We start from the raw sequence: 16,758 nt of genomic DNA, 5'->3' as shown, positions 1-16,758 counted from the left end.
GCTATTGAGTATCGAATTAAGACAGGTGTTAATTCTTTTGAGCGCTTAACGCTTCTGCCGTCGCATCTTGAATCGATAAGAACAATGACGTGATTTGTCCAGTAGGCGAACGCATCGGGTTTAGCGTCACGTTCTGGTACATGAAATCAGCTTGTTGAGTAACAGGGCGAACATTGCGGCACTTGAACAGGTAAGGTCTTTGTGGCCATGTAATAAAGCTGCGACAACCTAAATCATAGACTGGCTTGGTTTTCAGCCTAAACCACTCTTCTGGGATTTCAGGGAATAACTCAAAGATCGACTTACCGATAGCATCATGTGATTGCTTACCGCTATGGTGAGTCATGAAGCCATTCCAAACTTGCACCTCAAAATCGCGATTAATAACCACCAGCCCCATATCGACGTTCTGAACCATGTCCACCATCCAGTGGAACTGTTCAAATTCAGCAGGAAGATTCAACATATTAAAACTCCTCCATTAGGTAGGCCAATTTATTATCTAGAAGTGGCAAAGATTCATCAACAAACATGAATAGAAGGTCACAACGGATTGAAGTGCCGTCTATGTTATAGCTGACTTCGAAAGTCATCGTTTTCTTGAATGAGCCGCCGGTATTTTCAATAACGGAATCGATTGAGATGTGTTGACCAAGCAACACAGGAGAGCTCTGGAAGAAACGAACTTCTGACTGCTCACCTAACCCATTCAGGAATGAACCCACAAGGATATTAGACACATCCATCAACAGCTCTAATTCTTCTAACTGTTCGCTTTCTGTTGGCACCTTCATGAGCTTTTTAAGATCGCTCACACTGGAATCACTCAGCAAGACTAACGCTTCACCTGCAATACCTTCTCCGCTAAAGCCTTGGCAAACACCCGACACTTGGTCGTTGTCTGCTAAGTCGCGAAGTGCCATGTGCAATTCACTCACTTCCAAAATATTCACGTTCGGTAGTGGTAAATGGACAAATACATCAAAATGGCGCGCCAGTGCATCGGCGGCGCGGCCGATTGCTACGTTCGCCACTTCCATGTAGATATCGCGTCTGCGTAGTATTGGGAGATCTAAAGCGGTAGGGGTAACCACCTGAGGCTGCGTTGGCGGCTCAACAAGTTCACGTAAAATGCCTTTTAACGCTTCTTTATCGATCGGTTTTTGTAAAAACGCTTTAGCACCAAGGTCCATGACCCTCTGCTGCGCTTTTGGCTGGATGTCACCGGAAACAACGACAACAGGTGTGTTATCACCTAAGCGTTGCATCTCTTCCAATGTGCCATAGCCATCTAGCTCAGGCATGGTCAAGTCGAGGAACATCAGTTTAAACTGGTTTTGAGCTAACTCTTCAAGTGCATTAAGCCCATGAACAGCAAAAGTTATATCTGCATTTAGAGAACTAGGCAGTGATCGAGCCATCTGCTTCCTTGCTAATGCAGAATCATCACATATAAGAACTGGGAACGACATAAATGCACCACCGACAAATTAAAGCTAATTTCGAGGAGTGTAACAGATCATTATCGTATCAGGTACGGGGTGAATGAATTTATATGTAGATTATTAGTCAGATTGATGGGAAAAGCGGATATTCGATTATCTCTGATTATTCTTTATGAAAAACAATATGCTACAGAGATAGTAACAAGCCATTTTATAAAGTAATTGCACTATTTTATGAAATGACTGCGATAATTTATAGAATAACAGCCTTAATAAGTAGCCTATTAAGGCTCGACTTGCCGATTCACGCAACAGCCATACATGTTGAACACCTATACGTGTTGACCGCCTACTACGCGTTTATCAGGTTGACGTTTTTATCCGTTTTACATAATGAGTACAAGGGAGCTAAAACTGATATGTAGGCCATAGAATCAGTAATGCGAAACGAATAACCACAGCAAACACCAGTAAAGCGATGCCCAGACGGTACCATTTGTATTCCGCAATATTCATTGGGATACGCTTATAAAACATCGTAATCACGCCTTTCCAATCACTACTGCGTCTTCCGTACTGCATCATGCTCGTCAAAACAAACAGAGCGCCAAGTACTAGCATTCCTTTCTCAGCCCAAAACAATCCAACTTCCATTTGCATTTTCCTTGATAAAACGATGAGCGACTTAAATCATTCTAGCCACCTTTGCTTACGGTTTCTGTAAGACCAAGGTCTAAATTACGAAGTACGCAATTCAGGGCTTTTAGCTTTTAGCTTATAGCTTATAGCCCATTGTTGGTAATTAGAAACTGGTAACTGGTCATTGATAGTTCTTGGTCAGTATTACAAAGTTCATCGTTAAAGGTTTCATGGTAAAGGCGAGCATCACAAGCAGATCACGAATAAGCATGAGTCGAGAGATCCGGAGACTTACTGTTCTTTTGAATGACACGCATCAGCTGGATAAGCAGCAGAATACCTGTCACACCTAAACCAACACCGATTCCGCCCCAGATCCCTGCCAATTCAAACTTAGACATCAAATACCAAGCCGCTGGCAAACCAAATACCCAGTAACCAATGGCTGTCATTACGGTTGGCATTGAGACAATCTTCATCCCTCTCAACAGGTTAATCGCCAATAACTGCCAAGCGTCTACAATAAAGCACAACGCAACCACCCAAATAACAGAGGCCAATAGCGAAGTCATTGCGCCCGTACCATCGTCTAACTTGAAGATAGACGCGATCATTTCTGGCCAGATGATGAACACGGCAGATAAGGCTACGCTCAACACCGACACCAATATAAAGCTTAGAATCGAGGTTCTTTTGATGCCTTCGTAGTTACCCGCACCGAAATCACGGCCAACCAAAATCGCCGCAGCTTGTGAGAAACCGAAATTGAAGTTCCAAGTAAAGCTTAAGCATTGCAGTAGGATTTGGTGCAGTGCTAGAGAAGCAATACTGATCGTCCCCGCCATCAGAGTTCCGCCGTATATCAAGCCATGTTCAAGTAATGCAGCGAGCCCAATAGGCAAACCCATCATCAATAAAGGGCTCATTAATTTGATTGAATACTCTTCTGTGTTTAACCAAGGGGCGAACTGCTTAAACTCGTCACGCTTGAATACCCAAACCGTGTATCCAAGCATCACGATAAAGGCCGCGATAGCCGTACCTAGCCCTAAACCGGTTAAACCCATGTCTAATTGGAAAGTTAAGAAGTAGCTCACTGGCACATTCAGAATTACGGTGATGATAGACATCACCAGAATAGAGCGCACATTACCAAACGCACTGGTTAATCCACGCAGTACCAACAAAATAAGCGAAGGCAGCATCACCCATTTCAAGGCATGCACATATTCCATTGCTAAAGTAATCACTTCTTGGGGCTGTTTTGCTGCCTCTAATACCAACGGAGCAAACCAAAAGCTGGCCATTAAGGTCACACTCAACACAAATGCCAACATTGTTGCGCCTTTAACGGCTAATCTAATTTGTGTGTTACCAAACTCAGGACGAGCCACTCGCTGACCGTAAGCGATCGCAATCAAGTTCGCGACACAACCCACGGTGCTGCTCGCAATAATAAAGATGAAAAAGTAGATAGAGGCGCCTAGGCCACCAGCCGCAAGGGCTGACACACTGATACGCGACATCATCCAAACATCAGTAAGGACTAACGCCATAGAGATCAGCTGTGAAATGATCAAAGGGAATGCGAGTGTGAGTATTTTTTTCATGAGCGCCTCAGGTAATTTCGCCCAAAATACGATCGATGAAGCTGGCGTTCAATTGATAAATTTGCGACTCTAACATTCCATAAACTCATGCGAACGAATTATGACCCCATATCCTAGCTTGCCATCATCCCATAATGGCTTAAAAGCCTTCGAAGCAGCAGCAAGACTGATGAGCTTTACTCTGGCCGCCGATGAACTGCATGTGACACAAAGTGCGATCAGCCGTCAGATTAAACAGCTTGAAGATGAGTTAAACGCATCATTGGTTATTCGTAAGCATCGAGCGATTGAATTAACAGAACATGGTCACGATTTGTACGTGGCTTTACGTGAAAGCTATGCCAATGTCGAAACGGTTATTGCTTCTTGGGGCGAGCCAAAGCAGAAACGTATTGTGATCAAAGCGACCTTGAGTTTCGCGACGCGCGTATTGATCTCTAAAGTCCGGGAATTAAACGAGCGTTATCAAGATTATGAAATCGTCATTGTGCCTGTGATTGAGGAAGACGAATCGATCAACAGCAGCGAATATGACCTACTGATCTTCCATACACGCTTCAAAAAACGCTATGACAAGGCACCTAACATCACCTTCTTACGTGAAGAGTTTATGGCGCCGGTCTGTTCGACTACTTTAACGAACAAAGATACTGACCTCGATTCGATCTTAACCTTACCAAGGCTCCACCCAACCTTAGATCATCACGACTGGAAAGTGTGGCTGGCTGATGTCGAGTCCCCGCCGAAAAAGCCCGTTAGAAATACCAGCTTCTTGTCTTTGGATATGGCACTCAGTGCCTGCTTGTCAGGTGAAGGCGTCACGGTGACGGATTTGCTGTTGGTTTTGCAGGATCTACAACGGGGCTTCTTGTACTGCCCTAAGGATGCAAAGATTCAGCACAGTGCTTGGACTTACTTCATGCACCAGCGTACACACACACCTATCATCAATGACCTTATTGAATGGCTGAGGGAAGAGACAGCAAAAGAGATCGAGTTGCTGAAATCACTCGCACAGCAATATCAGTGGTTTGGTGTAATAGAGCAAGACAAAGGCTTTGGTCGACTCTCTTAAATTAAGCTATGATTCCCCTTCCCTCACCCGATTGATATTTTTATGCCTTCTTTCTCTGTTTCAATGATCCCTGTTGGGGTTAGGTTCATGATCCTCTCCGCTTTTGGGTTCGCACTGATGTCTGCTTGTGTGAAATACATCAGCAACTACGGTATACCTGTATTTGAAATTGTTGCAGCAAGGGCTTTGGTCTCTTTGATCATCAGCTATATCGATGTGAAACGAAAAGGCATTTCGATCTGGGGTAATAACAAACCACTCTTGTTTGTGCGTGGTGCTGTCGGTACTGCGGCGTTAATGTGTGTTTACTACGCCGTCACCACCTTGCCACTAGCAGAAGCGACCATTCTACAATACGTACACCCCGTGTTTACCGCGTTGCTTGGCGTGTTGTTCTTAAAAGAGCGCGTGCAAAAGTCGACCATGATCTGCATTGCATTCTGCCTCGCGGGATTGCTGGTGATGGTACAACCAAGCATGAACAGCGGCGTAAACAGCGAGTTACCCATGTTCAGCATTATGGTGGCGTTATTGGGCGCGTTTGGTAGCTCAATTGCTTATGTAATTGTGAGAAAGCTTAGCCAAACTGAAGATAGCTCAGTGATCATCTTCTATTTCCCGCTGGTTGCTCTTCCAATCTCAACAGCCCTGATCTGGAACGACTTTGTATGGCCAAGCTTATTCTTAACCATTATGTTGGTTCTGGTCGGGATTTTCACTCAGATAGGCCAATACGGTTTAACCAAGGCGATGCAAACTCAAGCTGCCGGTAAAGCTTCAGCTTACTCATACGTTCAAATCGTATTCTCAGCGCTGTTAGGCGTGTGGATCTTCAATGAGATTCCATCCGTTTGGACTTACCTAGGTGGTGGTCTAATTGTCACGGGCGCACTCATTAACGTGTTTGGCAAACAGTTGTTAGTGCCATTCAAGGCTAAGTAACCAACTAAGCGACTAAGCGACTAAGCGACCAAGCAACCAAGCAACCAAGCAACCAACAGAGTAAAGATCAGTTAGCCAATCAGCTAATAGATATAAAAAGGGCATTGCGGAATATTCCACAATGCCCTTTTCTGTGAGTCTTCCTAGCACCCTTTCTTAGACGTTTTATTTCGAACAATCTTGCTCTAGTACACCAACTCGATTACGAGTTCTACTACGTGGCATTGCGCAGCTTGGGATCATCACTCAAGTACTCTACAAATTCGATTTCAAAGCCCGCAGGATCAACAAAGTAAACGTTTTTGCGATAAGGTTCTTCAGCCCCAGGTTTGGCAATAGGGAAACCCGCATCAATAAGGCGCTCAATCACGCTCTCGATATTGTTGGTTACATAAGCAAAATGCGCGAGACCGACAGAATGCCCAGCCAAATATCTGTTTTCTCCTTCGCCGTGATCGCTCAATGCGATGTATTGGTATTCATCACCAAAATGTAGCCAGTTACGTGGCTTGCCAGACCATTCGCCTTGCCCTTCATCACGCACATACCAGTGAGGGAAAGCTGCTTTATAGAAATTCAGCATCTCTGGGATATCTTTAACCACTAAATTTACATGTTCAAGTTGGATCATTCTTCTCTCCTTAAAGTATTCTCTTAAGCAACGTTGCATATCCTAATACCTCAAGTTAAGTTGAGGTAAAGAACTAATTTACGTTTATTTTCGAGAACGTCTTTAGAGTCCAAGTTGTTCTGCTTTGACTACATACAAACTGTAAGTTTAGACGACCTAATCCAATGTAACTCTCTTGCCTCGTATTATGTTCTTTGTACTTAATGACAGTGACTTTATGGGAGGTGTTCTCTCCAAACCACACCTCCCACAAAGTGAACCGATGAAATGGATGTTGTATACAGGCCTCCCCTCAGTGATCGCAATGCAGAACCAAACCGTAGTTAATTGGAATACAAGCACTTAGCATTTTTTAGTCGACTGCGTAGCGGGAGTGATACATGGACAGCAGAATTACCATCAAAGAATTTCTCAGAGTGTTCGATTACCTTCGTTCAACGGGCGAACAGCTGGACAACAAATATCAAGTAGGCGAAATGACGGCTTGGCATGATTACGACGGTTACACCTGTTGGCTAAGCTACAGAGACGTTACGGTAACCCTGATGTTCCACGGTTCATTAAAAATCGAATACGACAAAACGTCGAATTATGAAGACTTCATCAACCATTGTCTGACTATGCTTGCTACAGAGCCTTCTCCATAAGTACGAAAGGTCAACACGCCCTAACAACTAGTGGAGAAAATCATGCACGAAACTGACTTTAAAACGCACTTACTGCCTAAACGAATCGCTTCTTTGTGCCTAATACTCAGCCTTTCTTTTTTATGGTCTCAAGTATCTGTAGCAGGAATAGATATGATTGATTTTACACAAGCGAACGAACAGAAGAATTGGACAGCGACCAACGACAATGTGATGGGCGGCATCTCAACAGGCGGTCTTATTCATGATGGCGAGACGAGTCAATTTAAGGGCGAACTATCGTTAGAGAACAATGGTGGCTTCAGTTCAATCAATCGCTCTGTTAAAACACTAAGCTCTGAAACGGACAGCTTAGATTTGACGTTTGTGGGTGATGGTCGTACTTACCAATTAAGGTTCACAACGTGGATAGATGGAAACAGGACCAACTACAAGCACAACTTTGAGACAATTAAAGGTGAACAACTCAAGAAAGCCTTCCGACTAAAGGACTTTCAAGCGGTGTTTAGAGGTCGGTTACTCAACGGAGCTCCGGCGCTTAAAGCTCAACACATTAAACAGATCGGCTTTTTGATTGCGGACAAACAGCCTCTGCCCTTCGAGCTAAACCTACTTCAGATTCAATTCAAAACCTCGCAAGAAACGGAGTAACGCTTTGTTGGAATAAGGTAAAGCCTGAATAAACCACAGACGAACAAAAGCCCCTGATATCTTACCGATTCGCGATAGATATCAGGGGCTTTCTATTCAAGTGTTCAAAAGATCAATGCTTCAAACCGTCAAAGATCTAGATCATTAACTGTTAATATTTGATGGCTGTTTTACCAATCGAAGCGCTGCTTTCAATACGTTGGTGCGCATCTTTCAGAGTCTCAACACTAAAACCATTCAACGTCGTCGTTAGTGTCGATTTAATGCGGCCTGCATCAATCAAGTTCGCAGCTTGGAATAAGATGTCCTGTTGCTTCTGGATATCGTCTGTGTTGAACAGTGAACGGGTAAACATCAGCTCCCACACAAAACCTACAGACTTACCTTGAAGCGCCGACAGATCAATTCCACCATCGAACTCCACAATCGAACTGATCATGCCTTGTGGTGCAATCAGCTCCACCATCGATTCCCAGTGCCCTTTAGTATCCGCAACATTAAAAATGTAATCGACATGCTGGATGCCTTGCTCACGTACAGACTCAACCAAGTTACGGTGATTCACCACATGGTCTGCACCCATATCCCTTACCCACTGCTCGGTTTCAGGTCTTGAAGCCGTCGCAATGACAGTCAGGTTAGTCAGTTGGCTCGCCAATTGAATAGTGATTGAACCTACGCCACCAGCGCCACCAATAATCAGAATCGACTTTTGCTCTTCAGGACGAACACGCAAGCGGTCAAACAACGCTTCCCACGCAGTGAGTGTCGCTAGCGGCATCACAGCAGCAGCTTCATCAGAAAGGCTCTTTGGTGCTTTCGCCGCAATACGGTAATCAACGGCTTGGTATTCCGCGTTAGCTCCCATGCGAGTGACGTCACCAGCGTAGTAAACACGGTCACCTAATTCAAAACCTTCAACGTCTGTACCTTTACCGACAACTTCACCGACTGCGTCATAGCCCAGCACTTTAGGTTGTTCGAGTGTTTTATCCTTAGCACTACGAATACGAATTTTTGCGTCAGCAGGGTTGATAGCAGTCGCGCTCACTTTTACCAGCAAGTCATTATTTTTTAGTTCTGGCAGACTCGTTTCAAACTCAAATAAACTGTCTTGCTCTGTAATCGCAAATGACTGAGTAAATCCAATAGCTTTCATTTTTGATGGTACTGACATTGTGCTTTCTCCTTGAATTAGACGAGTTAATCTTAGTCAATTCTCACTCTAGATAAACCGTCTAACATTTGAATGATTTTCAAATATATTTTGATAATTAAGCGTATAAAGTTAGCTTAGAAGAGGTAAATAAGGGTTAACCCGCTTTGTGATTAGCAAAGATTTCAATACAATGTTTAGAACATTATCAAACACAGGTAGATAAGATGCTTCTTGAAGACTTACAGGTCATTTTAAAAGTGGCGGAGTTTCGCAGCATCACCGCAGCAGCCACCAACCTAGACATGCGTACTGCTACCGCGAGTGCTGCCGTCAAACGAGTTGAAGCCGCACTAGGCGCTGAACTGTTTGTAAGAACCACTCGCCATTTAAGGCTCTCTTCAGCAGGCGAACGCTATTTACCTGAGTGTGAACAGGCCTTGAAAATATTAGAGCAAGCCAAGCTCAGCATGCGCGAAGAGCTTGGTATTCTCGATGGAGAAATCCGCATTGCGCTTTCATCGGATCTAGGCCGCAACCTCATCACACCTTGGTTAGATGAGTTCTTGCTTGAATACCCTAAAGCATCACTTAGAACGAGCATCAGTGACAGTAATATCGATTTTTACCGTGACTCCGTTGATATGGCGCTTCGCTATGGCTCCCCTACTGACGCCAACATGTATGGTTTCAAGATCTGCGATGTGCCGAGAATATTGTGTGCGGCTCCTGAATATTTGGCTGAAATGGGAACACCAAAACACCCGAGTGACTTAGCTCAACATAATGGTTTGCTTTATCAGCTGCATGATATGTTGCAAGACGAATGGGTGTTTAACGATGGTAAGCAGGATCACAAAGTGAAGCTGAAAGGGAATCGTGCATCGAACGATGCTGACCTTGTTAGACGTTGGTGTGTTGCCGGTAAAGGCGTGGCGATAAAGTCTTGTTTAGATATGTCGAAACATTTGCTTTCGGGCGAAGTGGTTAAAGTTATGCCTGAATTTAAACCAACACCAACCGAGTTGTGGTTAGTCTGCCCTAGTCGTCAATCCATCACACCAACGGTTCGCTTATTAAGAGATTTATTCCGCGAGAAAACCGCAGAGATCCTTTCTCAACTGAGCAAACAAAGCATTATAGATACTCAAAAGTCTTAGCGATCTAGAGATAAAAAAGGCGCTAGCGGACTTCAATCCGCTAACGCCTTTCTTCATTTGAACATCACACCGTATTAATGAATAAATGTACTTTAATACGAGTGCTTAGTTTGACTCTTCTTCAACATCGCAATCAGCACAGCACTGAAGAGCAATTTCATGTTCGAAGGTGATTGTATCTTGGCCTTCTTCTAGAAGTTCTGCAATTTCATCCGCGACTTCTTGCTCATCATCAGCTTCAATTCCGCTCGCTAACTCTTCTTCTGAATAACCGAAGAAATTCAGTAATAGATACTCGCGAGCTTCGTCTTTGGTACAAACCACATTTGCTGAAAGATCAGGCGTAACTTCACCTTCCGCAAGTGTCTTTGTCACTTGCTCTAGAGCAGTATCTTTCATCGCAGGCGTTAACCAACCAAGATCAGTACTTACTGTCGTTTTTTTACAGTCGAAGCAAGGCAGTTGGTGAAAGTAGTATTGAAAGGTCGTCATAGGTAATTTCTTCTTTAAGTGTTGTATAGCGAGATTATGCGCGTTTTATAGCAAAATACTATCTCAATCAACACCAAAAATTGATTCGCTCTGATTATTTTAACCGGATGCACAGCAAGCCATACTGACAACTTTAATCATCGGCTATTTGCTTAAATCGCCACACACATCGGCGTATTGGATATAGGGTCACGAAATACGCTCGCTTTGAGATCAAAAACATCATTCAGCAATGTCTCGGTCATCACCTCATCGGGGGTGCCTTCAGCCACTAAACCACCTCTTTCTAAAACGATCAAATGATCGCAGTAACGGCTCGCTTGGTTCAGATCATGGAGCACAACCACCACCGTTTTTCCCTTGTCATTCATCTGCTGCATCAAGTTCATTAATTCAACTTGGTGAGACATATCAAGATAAGTGGTCGGTTCATCCAACATCACGACATCTGTGTCTTGCGCTATTATCATCGCTATCCATGCTCTTTGACGCTGCCCACCCGACAGTGACTCAATCGGTTTATCAGCAAACTCAAGTACGCCGGTATCACGCATTGCTTGTTCGACAATAGCTTGGTCTTCTTGCCCTAACCTTCCCCAATGGGACACATAAGGAGAACGGCCATATTCAACCAGTTTTCTGACCGAAATGCCTTCAGGGCTGACCAATATTTGCGGCAGAAGCGACAACGAACGCGCGAGCACTTTATCGCCATAGCTCGACAACGGTTTGTCTTCAAATAACACTTCTCCTGTCACCGGCTTATTGATCCTGACTAACGTCTTTAACAAGGTAGATTTACCACATCCATTGGGTCCAATTAAGGCTGTGATTTTTCCCTTTGGGATGGACACCGAAAGGTTCGGTATGATCGTTTGTTTGCCGTACGCGACGGAAAGATTCTGCGTTTTTAGCATGGTTACCAACCTCGATAGCGATAGAGAAGAAAGATGAAATAAGGCGCGCCAATGACAGAAGTAAGTACCCCTGCAGGTAATTCAATCGGTGGTTGTAGACCTCTTGCCAAGCCGTCGGCACAAGTAACCAAAATCGCGCCCACCAGAGCAGACGCCGGGATTAACAACTTATGATTATGCCCAAACAACAAGCGCGCTAAGTGAGGTGCTAATAAACCCACAAAACTGATCGTTCCAGCCACTGAAACGCTGACGCTGGCAAGCAACACAGCGGCCAATAGCGCAAGAGCTTGTATCTGTTTTGGCTTAGTACCCAATGTGGTGGCACTTTCCTCACCAAGCCCCATCACATCCAATCGCCAAGCAAGCCAAAATGCCATTGGCAACAACAAGAGCAATGCTCCCCAAATAAAGGGAACTTGCTGCCAATTTCGCCCCCAAAGGCTGCCAGTTAGCCATACCATCGCCGTGTTGATCTCGATGGGGTTAGTGACAAGCAAGAAGTCGATGCAACTCGCCAGAAACGCACTCACTGCAATACCAATCAAGGCCAACTTGGCGGGTGTTGGCCTTGACCACCATGCCAATAGCGCAATCAGCCCAGCAGCCAATACCCCACCGAACATCGCCACCACAGGCAGTACGCTAACTGCCGCATTAGGGAACCACACTAAACTCGCAGTCGCAGCAAGCCCTGCCCCGGCGCTAATGCCCATAAGATCAGGCGATGCTAACGGGTTACGTATCACACCTTGCACTAATACGCCGGATAGCCCCAACCCTGCGCCCACGCTTATCGCGAGTAACATACGTGGTAGCCGATACTGATGGATAACAAAGTCGTCACTGGAAAAGGCGACCAAATGTTCGATGACTTGAGGAATAGAAAGTGACGCAGCACCGACGAACAAGCCCGCAGATGCCACTAATATGAGAATCCCTGATAACAAAACTATCTTAGTGTGATGGTGCATTAAGATCTCCTCGTCGCAATCAAAATAAAACAAGGTGTCCCAAGTAGGGCTGTAATAACACCAACGGGCGTTTCAGTCGGGAAAGCAATCGATCGTGACAACGCATCTGACCAAGACACTAATGCTGCGCCTGCCATTGCAGAGATAGGAATCAGTAGATGGTAATTGTGCCCAACCATGGGCCGAACCAAATGAGGAACCAACAATCCAACAAAACCTATGGGACCAGCGATAGCGACACTGGCACCCGCAAGCAACACGATAGCCAATCCACTCATGAGGCGAGTAAGCCGGATATTACTGCCCAACCCCACAGCCACTTCTTCACCAAGCGCCAATAAGTTGAGGTTGCGAGCAAGGCTAACAGCCAACACTAAACCAATCACTGCTGGCGGCCAAAGCTGTTGCCACTGTCCCTCATCCACGCTAGACAATGAACCGGTAAGCCAATGCAGCACGCTATAAGCCATATCATCAGCTAGAATCAACGCTGCTCGAGTTAACCCAATCAATAAAGCAGTAATGGCGATACCCGCTAAAACCAAACGTAACGGATGAGAACGTTCGGAGAAGAAGCCACCGAGGAGCATCACAGCACCACCGCCTAGCAATGCACCAAGAACAGCATTAAGGATCGGGTTTAAATCACTCACCACAGGTATGCCTATCGCAGCTAAAGCCATAAAACAGGCTGCGCCAGCGTTAATACCTAAAATTGATGGAGACGCAAGTGGGTTACGTGTTAATCCCTGCATCAACAGTCCGGCGACGGCTAAGCTTGCACCAATCAATAACCCAGCGTGAGCCCTTGGAGCTCTAAGTGTCGCCAATATTTGATGAGTCATATTGCTCTCATCAAACGCAAACAAATAGTGAACTAAGTCACTCAATGTTAGGGAGAAATTCGACCAACCTAGCATCGAGGCCACGTAACCAGACATCGCCAAACACGACACTAAAGCCGTAAATAACGTGACTCGCCACGACACTAATACCGTAAGCCACGACACTATAAGCGAACGTCGCTTACCTCTAGAGAGCAACATCGAACTCATGAACGATCCAAGATCTGCTCTAGATTTTTCGCCATTTGTTCTGCGGCCAACATGCCTCGATTCAATGACCATAGTGCTGGTGACACTTCCACCACTTGTTGATTCTTCGCGGATGTTAATACATTAAACAGTGGGTTTTTCTGCCAATCATCAACGATATTTGGATCTGAGTAAGCACCAAGGAGCAACCAGTCAGGATTTGTTTTCAACAACAACTCAAAGCTGGTTGGTAAGTACGCCTTGTCTGTCGGATCCACTATTGGGCTAGCAATACCTAATGTGGTGAGTACACCTCCGGCATACGAAGCAGGGCTATGTAGCCACATTCCTTTTTCCGACACGACAGCAAATTGGACAGTTTGTTTGAGTGAAAAATGACTTTTAAATTCCACCATGGCTTGTTGATGTTGGTGAATTCTTTGTTCCATTGCTGATTGCTTATCGAGGGCGATACCAACCTTAAGCGCAGATTCCAAATTCTCTTGATAAGTCTCTCCACGGCTTTTGAGCAGCAGAGTTGGTGCGATTCGCTGTAGATCTTGATAAACCGTACGATGACGCTCTGCATCGGCAATGATCAGGTCGGGCTTTAATACCGCAATGGCTTCTAGACTAGGCTGCGAACGCATCCCAACCGATTCCCATGGTTGCACTAATTCACGCACCGCCGGAATCACTCTCGAAGCATCATTGTCATCGGCAACACCAACCGGAGACACGCCTACCGCAGCTAACGCATCGACAAATGAGAACTCCAACACCACAACGCGTTGCGGGGTAGTCGCTATCTCAAACTGACCTTGCTCATCTTGAATGATCCTCGTTTTTGCTGAACTGGAGAATGAGAACAAGCTTAAAGCCAACAAAGCTAAGGTTATCGCTATCCTGCTGAATAAAAAATGCCTTTTGAATGACAGCAGTCCGTTCGGCAGCAGCCATTGGTTCGAAAATAAAAGTCGAGAGCTGTTTTCCATATTTACTTTTCCTTAAACACTAGAACCGTGAAAGTCGCCAATAATATTGGCGACTTATATTCGTTATTATTTTTAATCAATTACCGATTAGAACTGATAGTTCAGATCCAAAGTGTATGAACGCCCTGGCGCTGGATAGCGGCCAACCGGACTGGTATCAATACCGCGGAAGTAGTAGTCCTCAGCAAACAAATTGTTCACTGCAACATTCATACGTAACTTACTGTTTTCATCCTTATACAAGTCTGAGCCTAGGTTTAAGTTCCATACCATGTAAGCAGGTACTTTGCCTTTCGCACCCGTTGCATCTTCAACACTGGTATTGGCATTGTCAGAATAAGACTCACTGAAATAGTAACCAGATAAGGTCGTATCTACCCTGCTAAACGCATAAGTCGCATCCCAGCTAAGTTGATGCTCCGATGTGTAAGGAAGTTGCTTACCTTTGTTTGCACCTTCTGCTTCTATCGTCGCATCCAAATAGTTATAACCCGCGCCTAAACTCAGAGCTTGCATAACCTGCGGAACATAACGACCTGAGAGCTCAATACCTTGATGAAGCGTTTTACCAATATTATCAAAGGTCTGTGTTCCGCTTTGCCATTGGAGTTGGTCTTCAAAGTCAATGCGGTAGAGCGCGACATTAAAGCTAGTTGAGTCTTGATTGTAACGAGCACCCAACTCGTAGTTCCATGCTAGCTCACTGCCCTCTTCACCCTTGCCTCGGATGTAAGCGATTTGTGGTGCGCGCAAAGATTTCTGCGCATTGGTGTACCCAACCCATTGCTCAGTTAAATGGTATGCCACGGTTAAGCCCGGCAACCACTCGGTCACTTTGTTGTCTGTACTCTGTACTTTACCTAAATCATTAAAGGTCATATCAATCGATTCGTAACGAATACCCGGAGTAACCTTTAGCACGTCGTTAAACAGGCCAACTTCATTGCTGATGTAACCTGCGAAAGCATCGGTATTCAAGTTCCAATCACGTGGCACTTTTGTTACTCCGCCAGCAATTGGCGTTTGCGTTAGCTTGTAATCGATATCTTCATTTACATAGCGAGCACCTACAATCAAGTTTTGCGTCACCGTATTACCGTCAAAGTACATCGCTAACTTAGGTTCCACACCATAAACAGCGAATTCACGTGGTGAGGTGCGAATATCTGTTGATGGTAATGCTGGATCCGCCCAGTGACCGCCTGCGCTATTAAAGCCCCATTGGAAGAAACGCTCAGAGTGGTGACCGAATGTCAGAACCTCTAACTCTGCGCCATCTGCAATATTCAAATCATGCAAATACTTCAGGCTCCAACGTGTTGATGTGCCTTTGTATTCGTCATATGGTCGCTTCGATTGAGTACGATCTTTCTGGTAATCTTTTGGCGATAAAGCGCCCGGCATTTGGGTGTCGGCATCGTAACGCTGAACGAATGCTTGTAGCTCCTGGGTATCGCTGAGTAACCATTGCAACTTCGCTTGGAAGTTTTTTACATCTGTATCTGAATGATCGCGGAAACTTTCACCTTTTAGGAAGTTACCTTCCACTTGAAGTGCCAGCGTATCGGTTAACCAACCACCCGTGCGTAGGTAAAAGTCATTAAGCGGTGTATTACCATCTTCAAATACCGTAAAGCGATTACTGATTTCCGTTTGCCATTGGTGTGGAATAGGCTTAGTCACCAAGTTGATCACACCACCCACGTTGTTTGGCCCATACTGCACAGCCGCACCACCACGTACGATATCAATTCGGTCAAGCATAGATAGCGTTGCTGGGAAAATAGATTGTCCGGTATGACCATAAGGCGCAAGAGTCAGTGGTACACCATCCATTAGAAATTGAGCATGACCACTGCGGCTCGCTTTCAAGCCGCGCACCGAGATGTTAGGCAATACACCCGTGCCCGTTTCGTCTTGAACCTTAATGCCCGGTACACTTTGAAATGCTGAATCAATAGAGAGTGCGCCAGTCTTTTTAATTTGTTCGTTAGTTAGAACGGTACGCGCTCCCGGATACTCTTTCACATCTTCTAATTCTGAATTACCGATCAAGCTGCCCGTCACGACAACCGTTTCCATGGTCGTCGTTTGCGGATCAGACGCAGCGAATGCACTCATGGAAGTCACTGAAGCGATGGCTGTTGCAAGTACGGTCAAGCGCAGTTTATGTTGCGCGTGGGGTTTACCATCCAAATTCTGGTAAGGCATGAAAATCTCCTAAGTAGGCAAATTAGGGTCAAAGGCTGTGCTTTTAAGTTATACCAACGCTTTGACCCATGGGGCTAAACGACCTCAAAATGAGGCCAACTGCTCACTCACTCGTAGCGAACAAATCAATAGTTTTTTCAGTTGAAATAGCTTTTAGTCACGTACTAGCTCTTAGAAAC

17 protein-coding genes are annotated in these 16,758 nt (G+C 45.1%); 5 read left to right on the top strand and 12 right to left on the bottom strand.

The window, feature by feature from the left end:
• Positions 1 to 28 precede the first annotated feature (28 nt).
• The 4 genes from AB4232_RS11795 to AB4232_RS11780 form a co-directional block, all read right to left on the bottom strand.
• Entirely contained in the window at positions 29 to 466 is a 438-nt protein-coding gene (locus AB4232_RS11795) for a PAS domain-containing protein (protein WP_009844817.1), read from the bottom strand.
• A gap of 1 nt (position 467) precedes the next feature.
• Positions 468 to 1,472: a response regulator gene (locus AB4232_RS11790; RefSeq protein ID WP_012600962.1), complete on the bottom strand. Its 1,005-nt coding sequence runs from the start codon at positions 1,470 to 1,472 to the stop codon at positions 468 to 470.
• Between the two features lie 381 nt (positions 1,473 to 1,853).
• On the bottom strand, positions 1,854 to 2,099 hold the full coding sequence (locus tag AB4232_RS11785) for a hypothetical protein (protein ID WP_009844815.1): 246 nt from the start codon (positions 2,097 to 2,099) through the stop codon (positions 1,854 to 1,856).
• Positions 2,100 to 2,341: 242 nt separating this feature from the next.
• Positions 2,342 to 3,694: an MATE family efflux transporter gene (locus AB4232_RS11780; protein WP_009844814.1), complete on the bottom strand. Its 1,353-nt coding sequence runs from the start codon at positions 3,692 to 3,694 to the stop codon at positions 2,342 to 2,344.
• A 100-nt stretch (positions 3,695 to 3,794) separates the two neighbouring features.
• Here AB4232_RS11780 and AB4232_RS11775 point away from each other — a divergent pair, with 100 nt between their 5' ends.
• Together AB4232_RS11775 and AB4232_RS11770 are read left to right on the top strand one after the other, a co-directional pair.
• Positions 3,795 to 4,769, top strand: coding sequence for a LysR family transcriptional regulator (locus AB4232_RS11775; protein WP_135443940.1), 975 nt, complete (start codon positions 3,795 to 3,797; stop codon positions 4,767 to 4,769).
• A 42-nt stretch (positions 4,770 to 4,811) separates the two neighbouring features.
• A complete protein-coding gene (locus AB4232_RS11770) occupies positions 4,812 to 5,711 on the top strand; it encodes a DMT family transporter (RefSeq protein ID WP_371727491.1) in 900 nt (299 codons plus the stop codon).
• 214 nt (positions 5,712 to 5,925) lie between these two features.
• Here AB4232_RS11770 and AB4232_RS11765 read toward each other — a convergent pair whose 3' ends face one another.
• A complete protein-coding gene (locus AB4232_RS11765; protein ID WP_372087169.1) occupies positions 5,926 to 6,342 on the bottom strand; it encodes a VOC family protein in 417 nt (138 codons plus the stop codon).
• A gap of 380 nt (positions 6,343 to 6,722) precedes the next feature.
• On the opposite strand from AB4232_RS11765, the gene AB4232_RS11760 reads away from it, so the two are divergent.
• Positions 6,723 to 6,989: a DUF3081 domain-containing protein gene (locus tag AB4232_RS11760; RefSeq protein ID WP_372087168.1), complete on the top strand. Its 267-nt coding sequence runs from the start codon at positions 6,723 to 6,725 to the stop codon at positions 6,987 to 6,989.
• Positions 6,990 to 7,031: 42 nt separating this feature from the next.
• Positions 7,032 to 7,640, top strand: a complete 609-nt coding sequence (locus AB4232_RS11755) for a CIA30 family protein (protein WP_372087167.1) — start codon at positions 7,032 to 7,034, stop codon at positions 7,638 to 7,640.
• A gap of 151 nt (positions 7,641 to 7,791) precedes the next feature.
• On the opposite strand, the gene AB4232_RS11750 is transcribed toward AB4232_RS11755, so the two are convergent.
• Positions 7,792 to 8,817, bottom strand: a complete 1,026-nt coding sequence (locus AB4232_RS11750) for a zinc-binding alcohol dehydrogenase family protein (RefSeq protein WP_372065643.1) — start codon at positions 8,815 to 8,817, stop codon at positions 7,792 to 7,794.
• 206 nt (positions 8,818 to 9,023) lie between these two features.
• Between AB4232_RS11750 and AB4232_RS11745 the strand changes: the two genes are divergently transcribed.
• Positions 9,024 to 9,956, top strand: a complete 933-nt coding sequence (locus AB4232_RS11745; protein ID WP_372087166.1) for a LysR family transcriptional regulator — start codon at positions 9,024 to 9,026, stop codon at positions 9,954 to 9,956.
• Between the two features lie 105 nt (positions 9,957 to 10,061).
• On the opposite strand, the gene AB4232_RS11740 is transcribed toward AB4232_RS11745, so the two are convergent.
• The 6 genes from AB4232_RS11740 to AB4232_RS11715 all read right to left on the bottom strand — a co-directional run bounded on the left by AB4232_RS11740 (position 10,062) and on the right by AB4232_RS11715 (position 16,579).
• A complete protein-coding gene (locus tag AB4232_RS11740) occupies positions 10,062 to 10,448 on the bottom strand; it encodes a hypothetical protein (protein WP_009844806.1) in 387 nt (128 codons plus the stop codon).
• Positions 10,449 to 10,600: 152 nt separating this feature from the next.
• Complete coding sequence (gene fecE / locus AB4232_RS11735) at positions 10,601 to 11,365, bottom strand: Fe(3+) dicitrate ABC transporter ATP-binding protein FecE (protein ID WP_020477206.1); 765 nt, start codon at positions 11,363 to 11,365, stop codon at positions 10,601 to 10,603.
• Between the two features lie 2 nt (positions 11,366 to 11,367).
• The gene (locus tag AB4232_RS11730; RefSeq protein ID WP_029225349.1) at positions 11,368 to 12,339 is read right to left on the bottom strand and encodes an iron chelate uptake ABC transporter family permease subunit; all 972 of its coding nucleotides are present in this window, start codon (positions 12,337 to 12,339) and stop codon (positions 11,368 to 11,370) included.
• Positions 12,339 to 13,394, bottom strand: a complete 1,056-nt coding sequence (locus AB4232_RS11725) for a FecCD family ABC transporter permease (RefSeq protein ID WP_372087165.1) — start codon at positions 13,392 to 13,394, stop codon at positions 12,339 to 12,341. The genes AB4232_RS11730 and AB4232_RS11725 overlap by 1 nt, the downstream gene beginning before the upstream one ends.
• Positions 13,391 to 14,368: a Fe(3+) dicitrate ABC transporter substrate-binding protein FecB gene (locus AB4232_RS11720; RefSeq protein WP_012600975.1), complete on the bottom strand. Its 978-nt coding sequence runs from the start codon at positions 14,366 to 14,368 to the stop codon at positions 13,391 to 13,393. The genes AB4232_RS11725 and AB4232_RS11720 overlap by 4 nt, the downstream gene beginning before the upstream one ends.
• A gap of 87 nt (positions 14,369 to 14,455) precedes the next feature.
• Entirely contained in the window at positions 14,456 to 16,579 is a 2,124-nt protein-coding gene (locus AB4232_RS11715; RefSeq protein WP_372087164.1) for a TonB-dependent receptor family protein, read from the bottom strand.
• Between the last annotated feature and the right edge of the window lie 179 nt (positions 16,580 to 16,758).

Origin of the sequence: Vibrio sp. 10N.286.46.A8 (genome assembly GCF_041470165.1) — a bacterium.
Taxonomy (GTDB): domain Bacteria; phylum Pseudomonadota; class Gammaproteobacteria; order Enterobacterales; family Vibrionaceae; genus Vibrio; species Vibrio tasmaniensis_A.
Note: the sequence above shows the minus strand (reverse complement) of the source record. Positions and strands in the feature narration are given on the sequence as shown.

What these genes read in the sequence shown, in the direction of transcription:
- AB4232_RS11755 (WP_372087167.1), top strand. Translation starts at nt 7,032, where the DNA reads ATGCACGAAACTGACTTTAAAACGCACTTACTGCCTAAACGAATCGCT.
- fecE (WP_020477206.1), bottom strand. Translation starts at nt 11,365, where the DNA reads ATGCTAAAAACGCAGAATCTTTCCGTCGCGTACGGCAAACAAACGATC.
- AB4232_RS11740 (WP_009844806.1), bottom strand. Translation starts at nt 10,448, where the DNA reads ATGACGACCTTTCAATACTACTTTCACCAACTGCCTTGCTTCGACTGT.
- AB4232_RS11795 (WP_009844817.1), bottom strand. Translation starts at nt 466, where the DNA reads ATGTTGAATCTTCCTGCTGAATTTGAACAGTTCCACTGGATGGTGGAC.
- AB4232_RS11715 (WP_372087164.1), bottom strand. Translation starts at nt 16,579, where the DNA reads ATGCCTTACCAGAATTTGGATGGTAAACCCCACGCGCAACATAAACTG.
- AB4232_RS11780 (WP_009844814.1), bottom strand. Translation starts at nt 3,694, where the DNA reads ATGAAAAAAATACTCACACTCGCATTCCCTTTGATCATTTCACAGCTG.
- AB4232_RS11720 (WP_012600975.1), bottom strand. Translation starts at nt 14,368, where the DNA reads ATGGAAAACAGCTCTCGACTTTTATTTTCGAACCAATGGCTGCTGCCG.
- AB4232_RS11775 (WP_135443940.1), top strand. Translation starts at nt 3,795, where the DNA reads ATGACCCCATATCCTAGCTTGCCATCATCCCATAATGGCTTAAAAGCC.
- AB4232_RS11730 (WP_029225349.1), bottom strand. Translation starts at nt 12,339, where the DNA reads ATGCACCATCACACTAAGATAGTTTTGTTATCAGGGATTCTCATATTA.
- AB4232_RS11785 (WP_009844815.1), bottom strand. Translation starts at nt 2,099, where the DNA reads ATGGAAGTTGGATTGTTTTGGGCTGAGAAAGGAATGCTAGTACTTGGC.
- AB4232_RS11765 (WP_372087169.1), bottom strand. Translation starts at nt 6,342, where the DNA reads ATGATCCAACTTGAACATGTAAATTTAGTGGTTAAAGATATCCCAGAG.
- AB4232_RS11745 (WP_372087166.1), top strand. Translation starts at nt 9,024, where the DNA reads ATGCTTCTTGAAGACTTACAGGTCATTTTAAAAGTGGCGGAGTTTCGC.
- AB4232_RS11750 (WP_372065643.1), bottom strand. Translation starts at nt 8,817, where the DNA reads ATGTCAGTACCATCAAAAATGAAAGCTATTGGATTTACTCAGTCATTT.
- AB4232_RS11725 (WP_372087165.1), bottom strand. Translation starts at nt 13,394, where the DNA reads ATGAGTTCGATGTTGCTCTCTAGAGGTAAGCGACGTTCGCTTATAGTG.
- AB4232_RS11770 (WP_371727491.1), top strand. Translation starts at nt 4,812, where the DNA reads ATGCCTTCTTTCTCTGTTTCAATGATCCCTGTTGGGGTTAGGTTCATG.
- AB4232_RS11760 (WP_372087168.1), top strand. Translation starts at nt 6,723, where the DNA reads ATGGACAGCAGAATTACCATCAAAGAATTTCTCAGAGTGTTCGATTAC.
- AB4232_RS11790 (WP_012600962.1), bottom strand. Translation starts at nt 1,472, where the DNA reads ATGTCGTTCCCAGTTCTTATATGTGATGATTCTGCATTAGCAAGGAAG.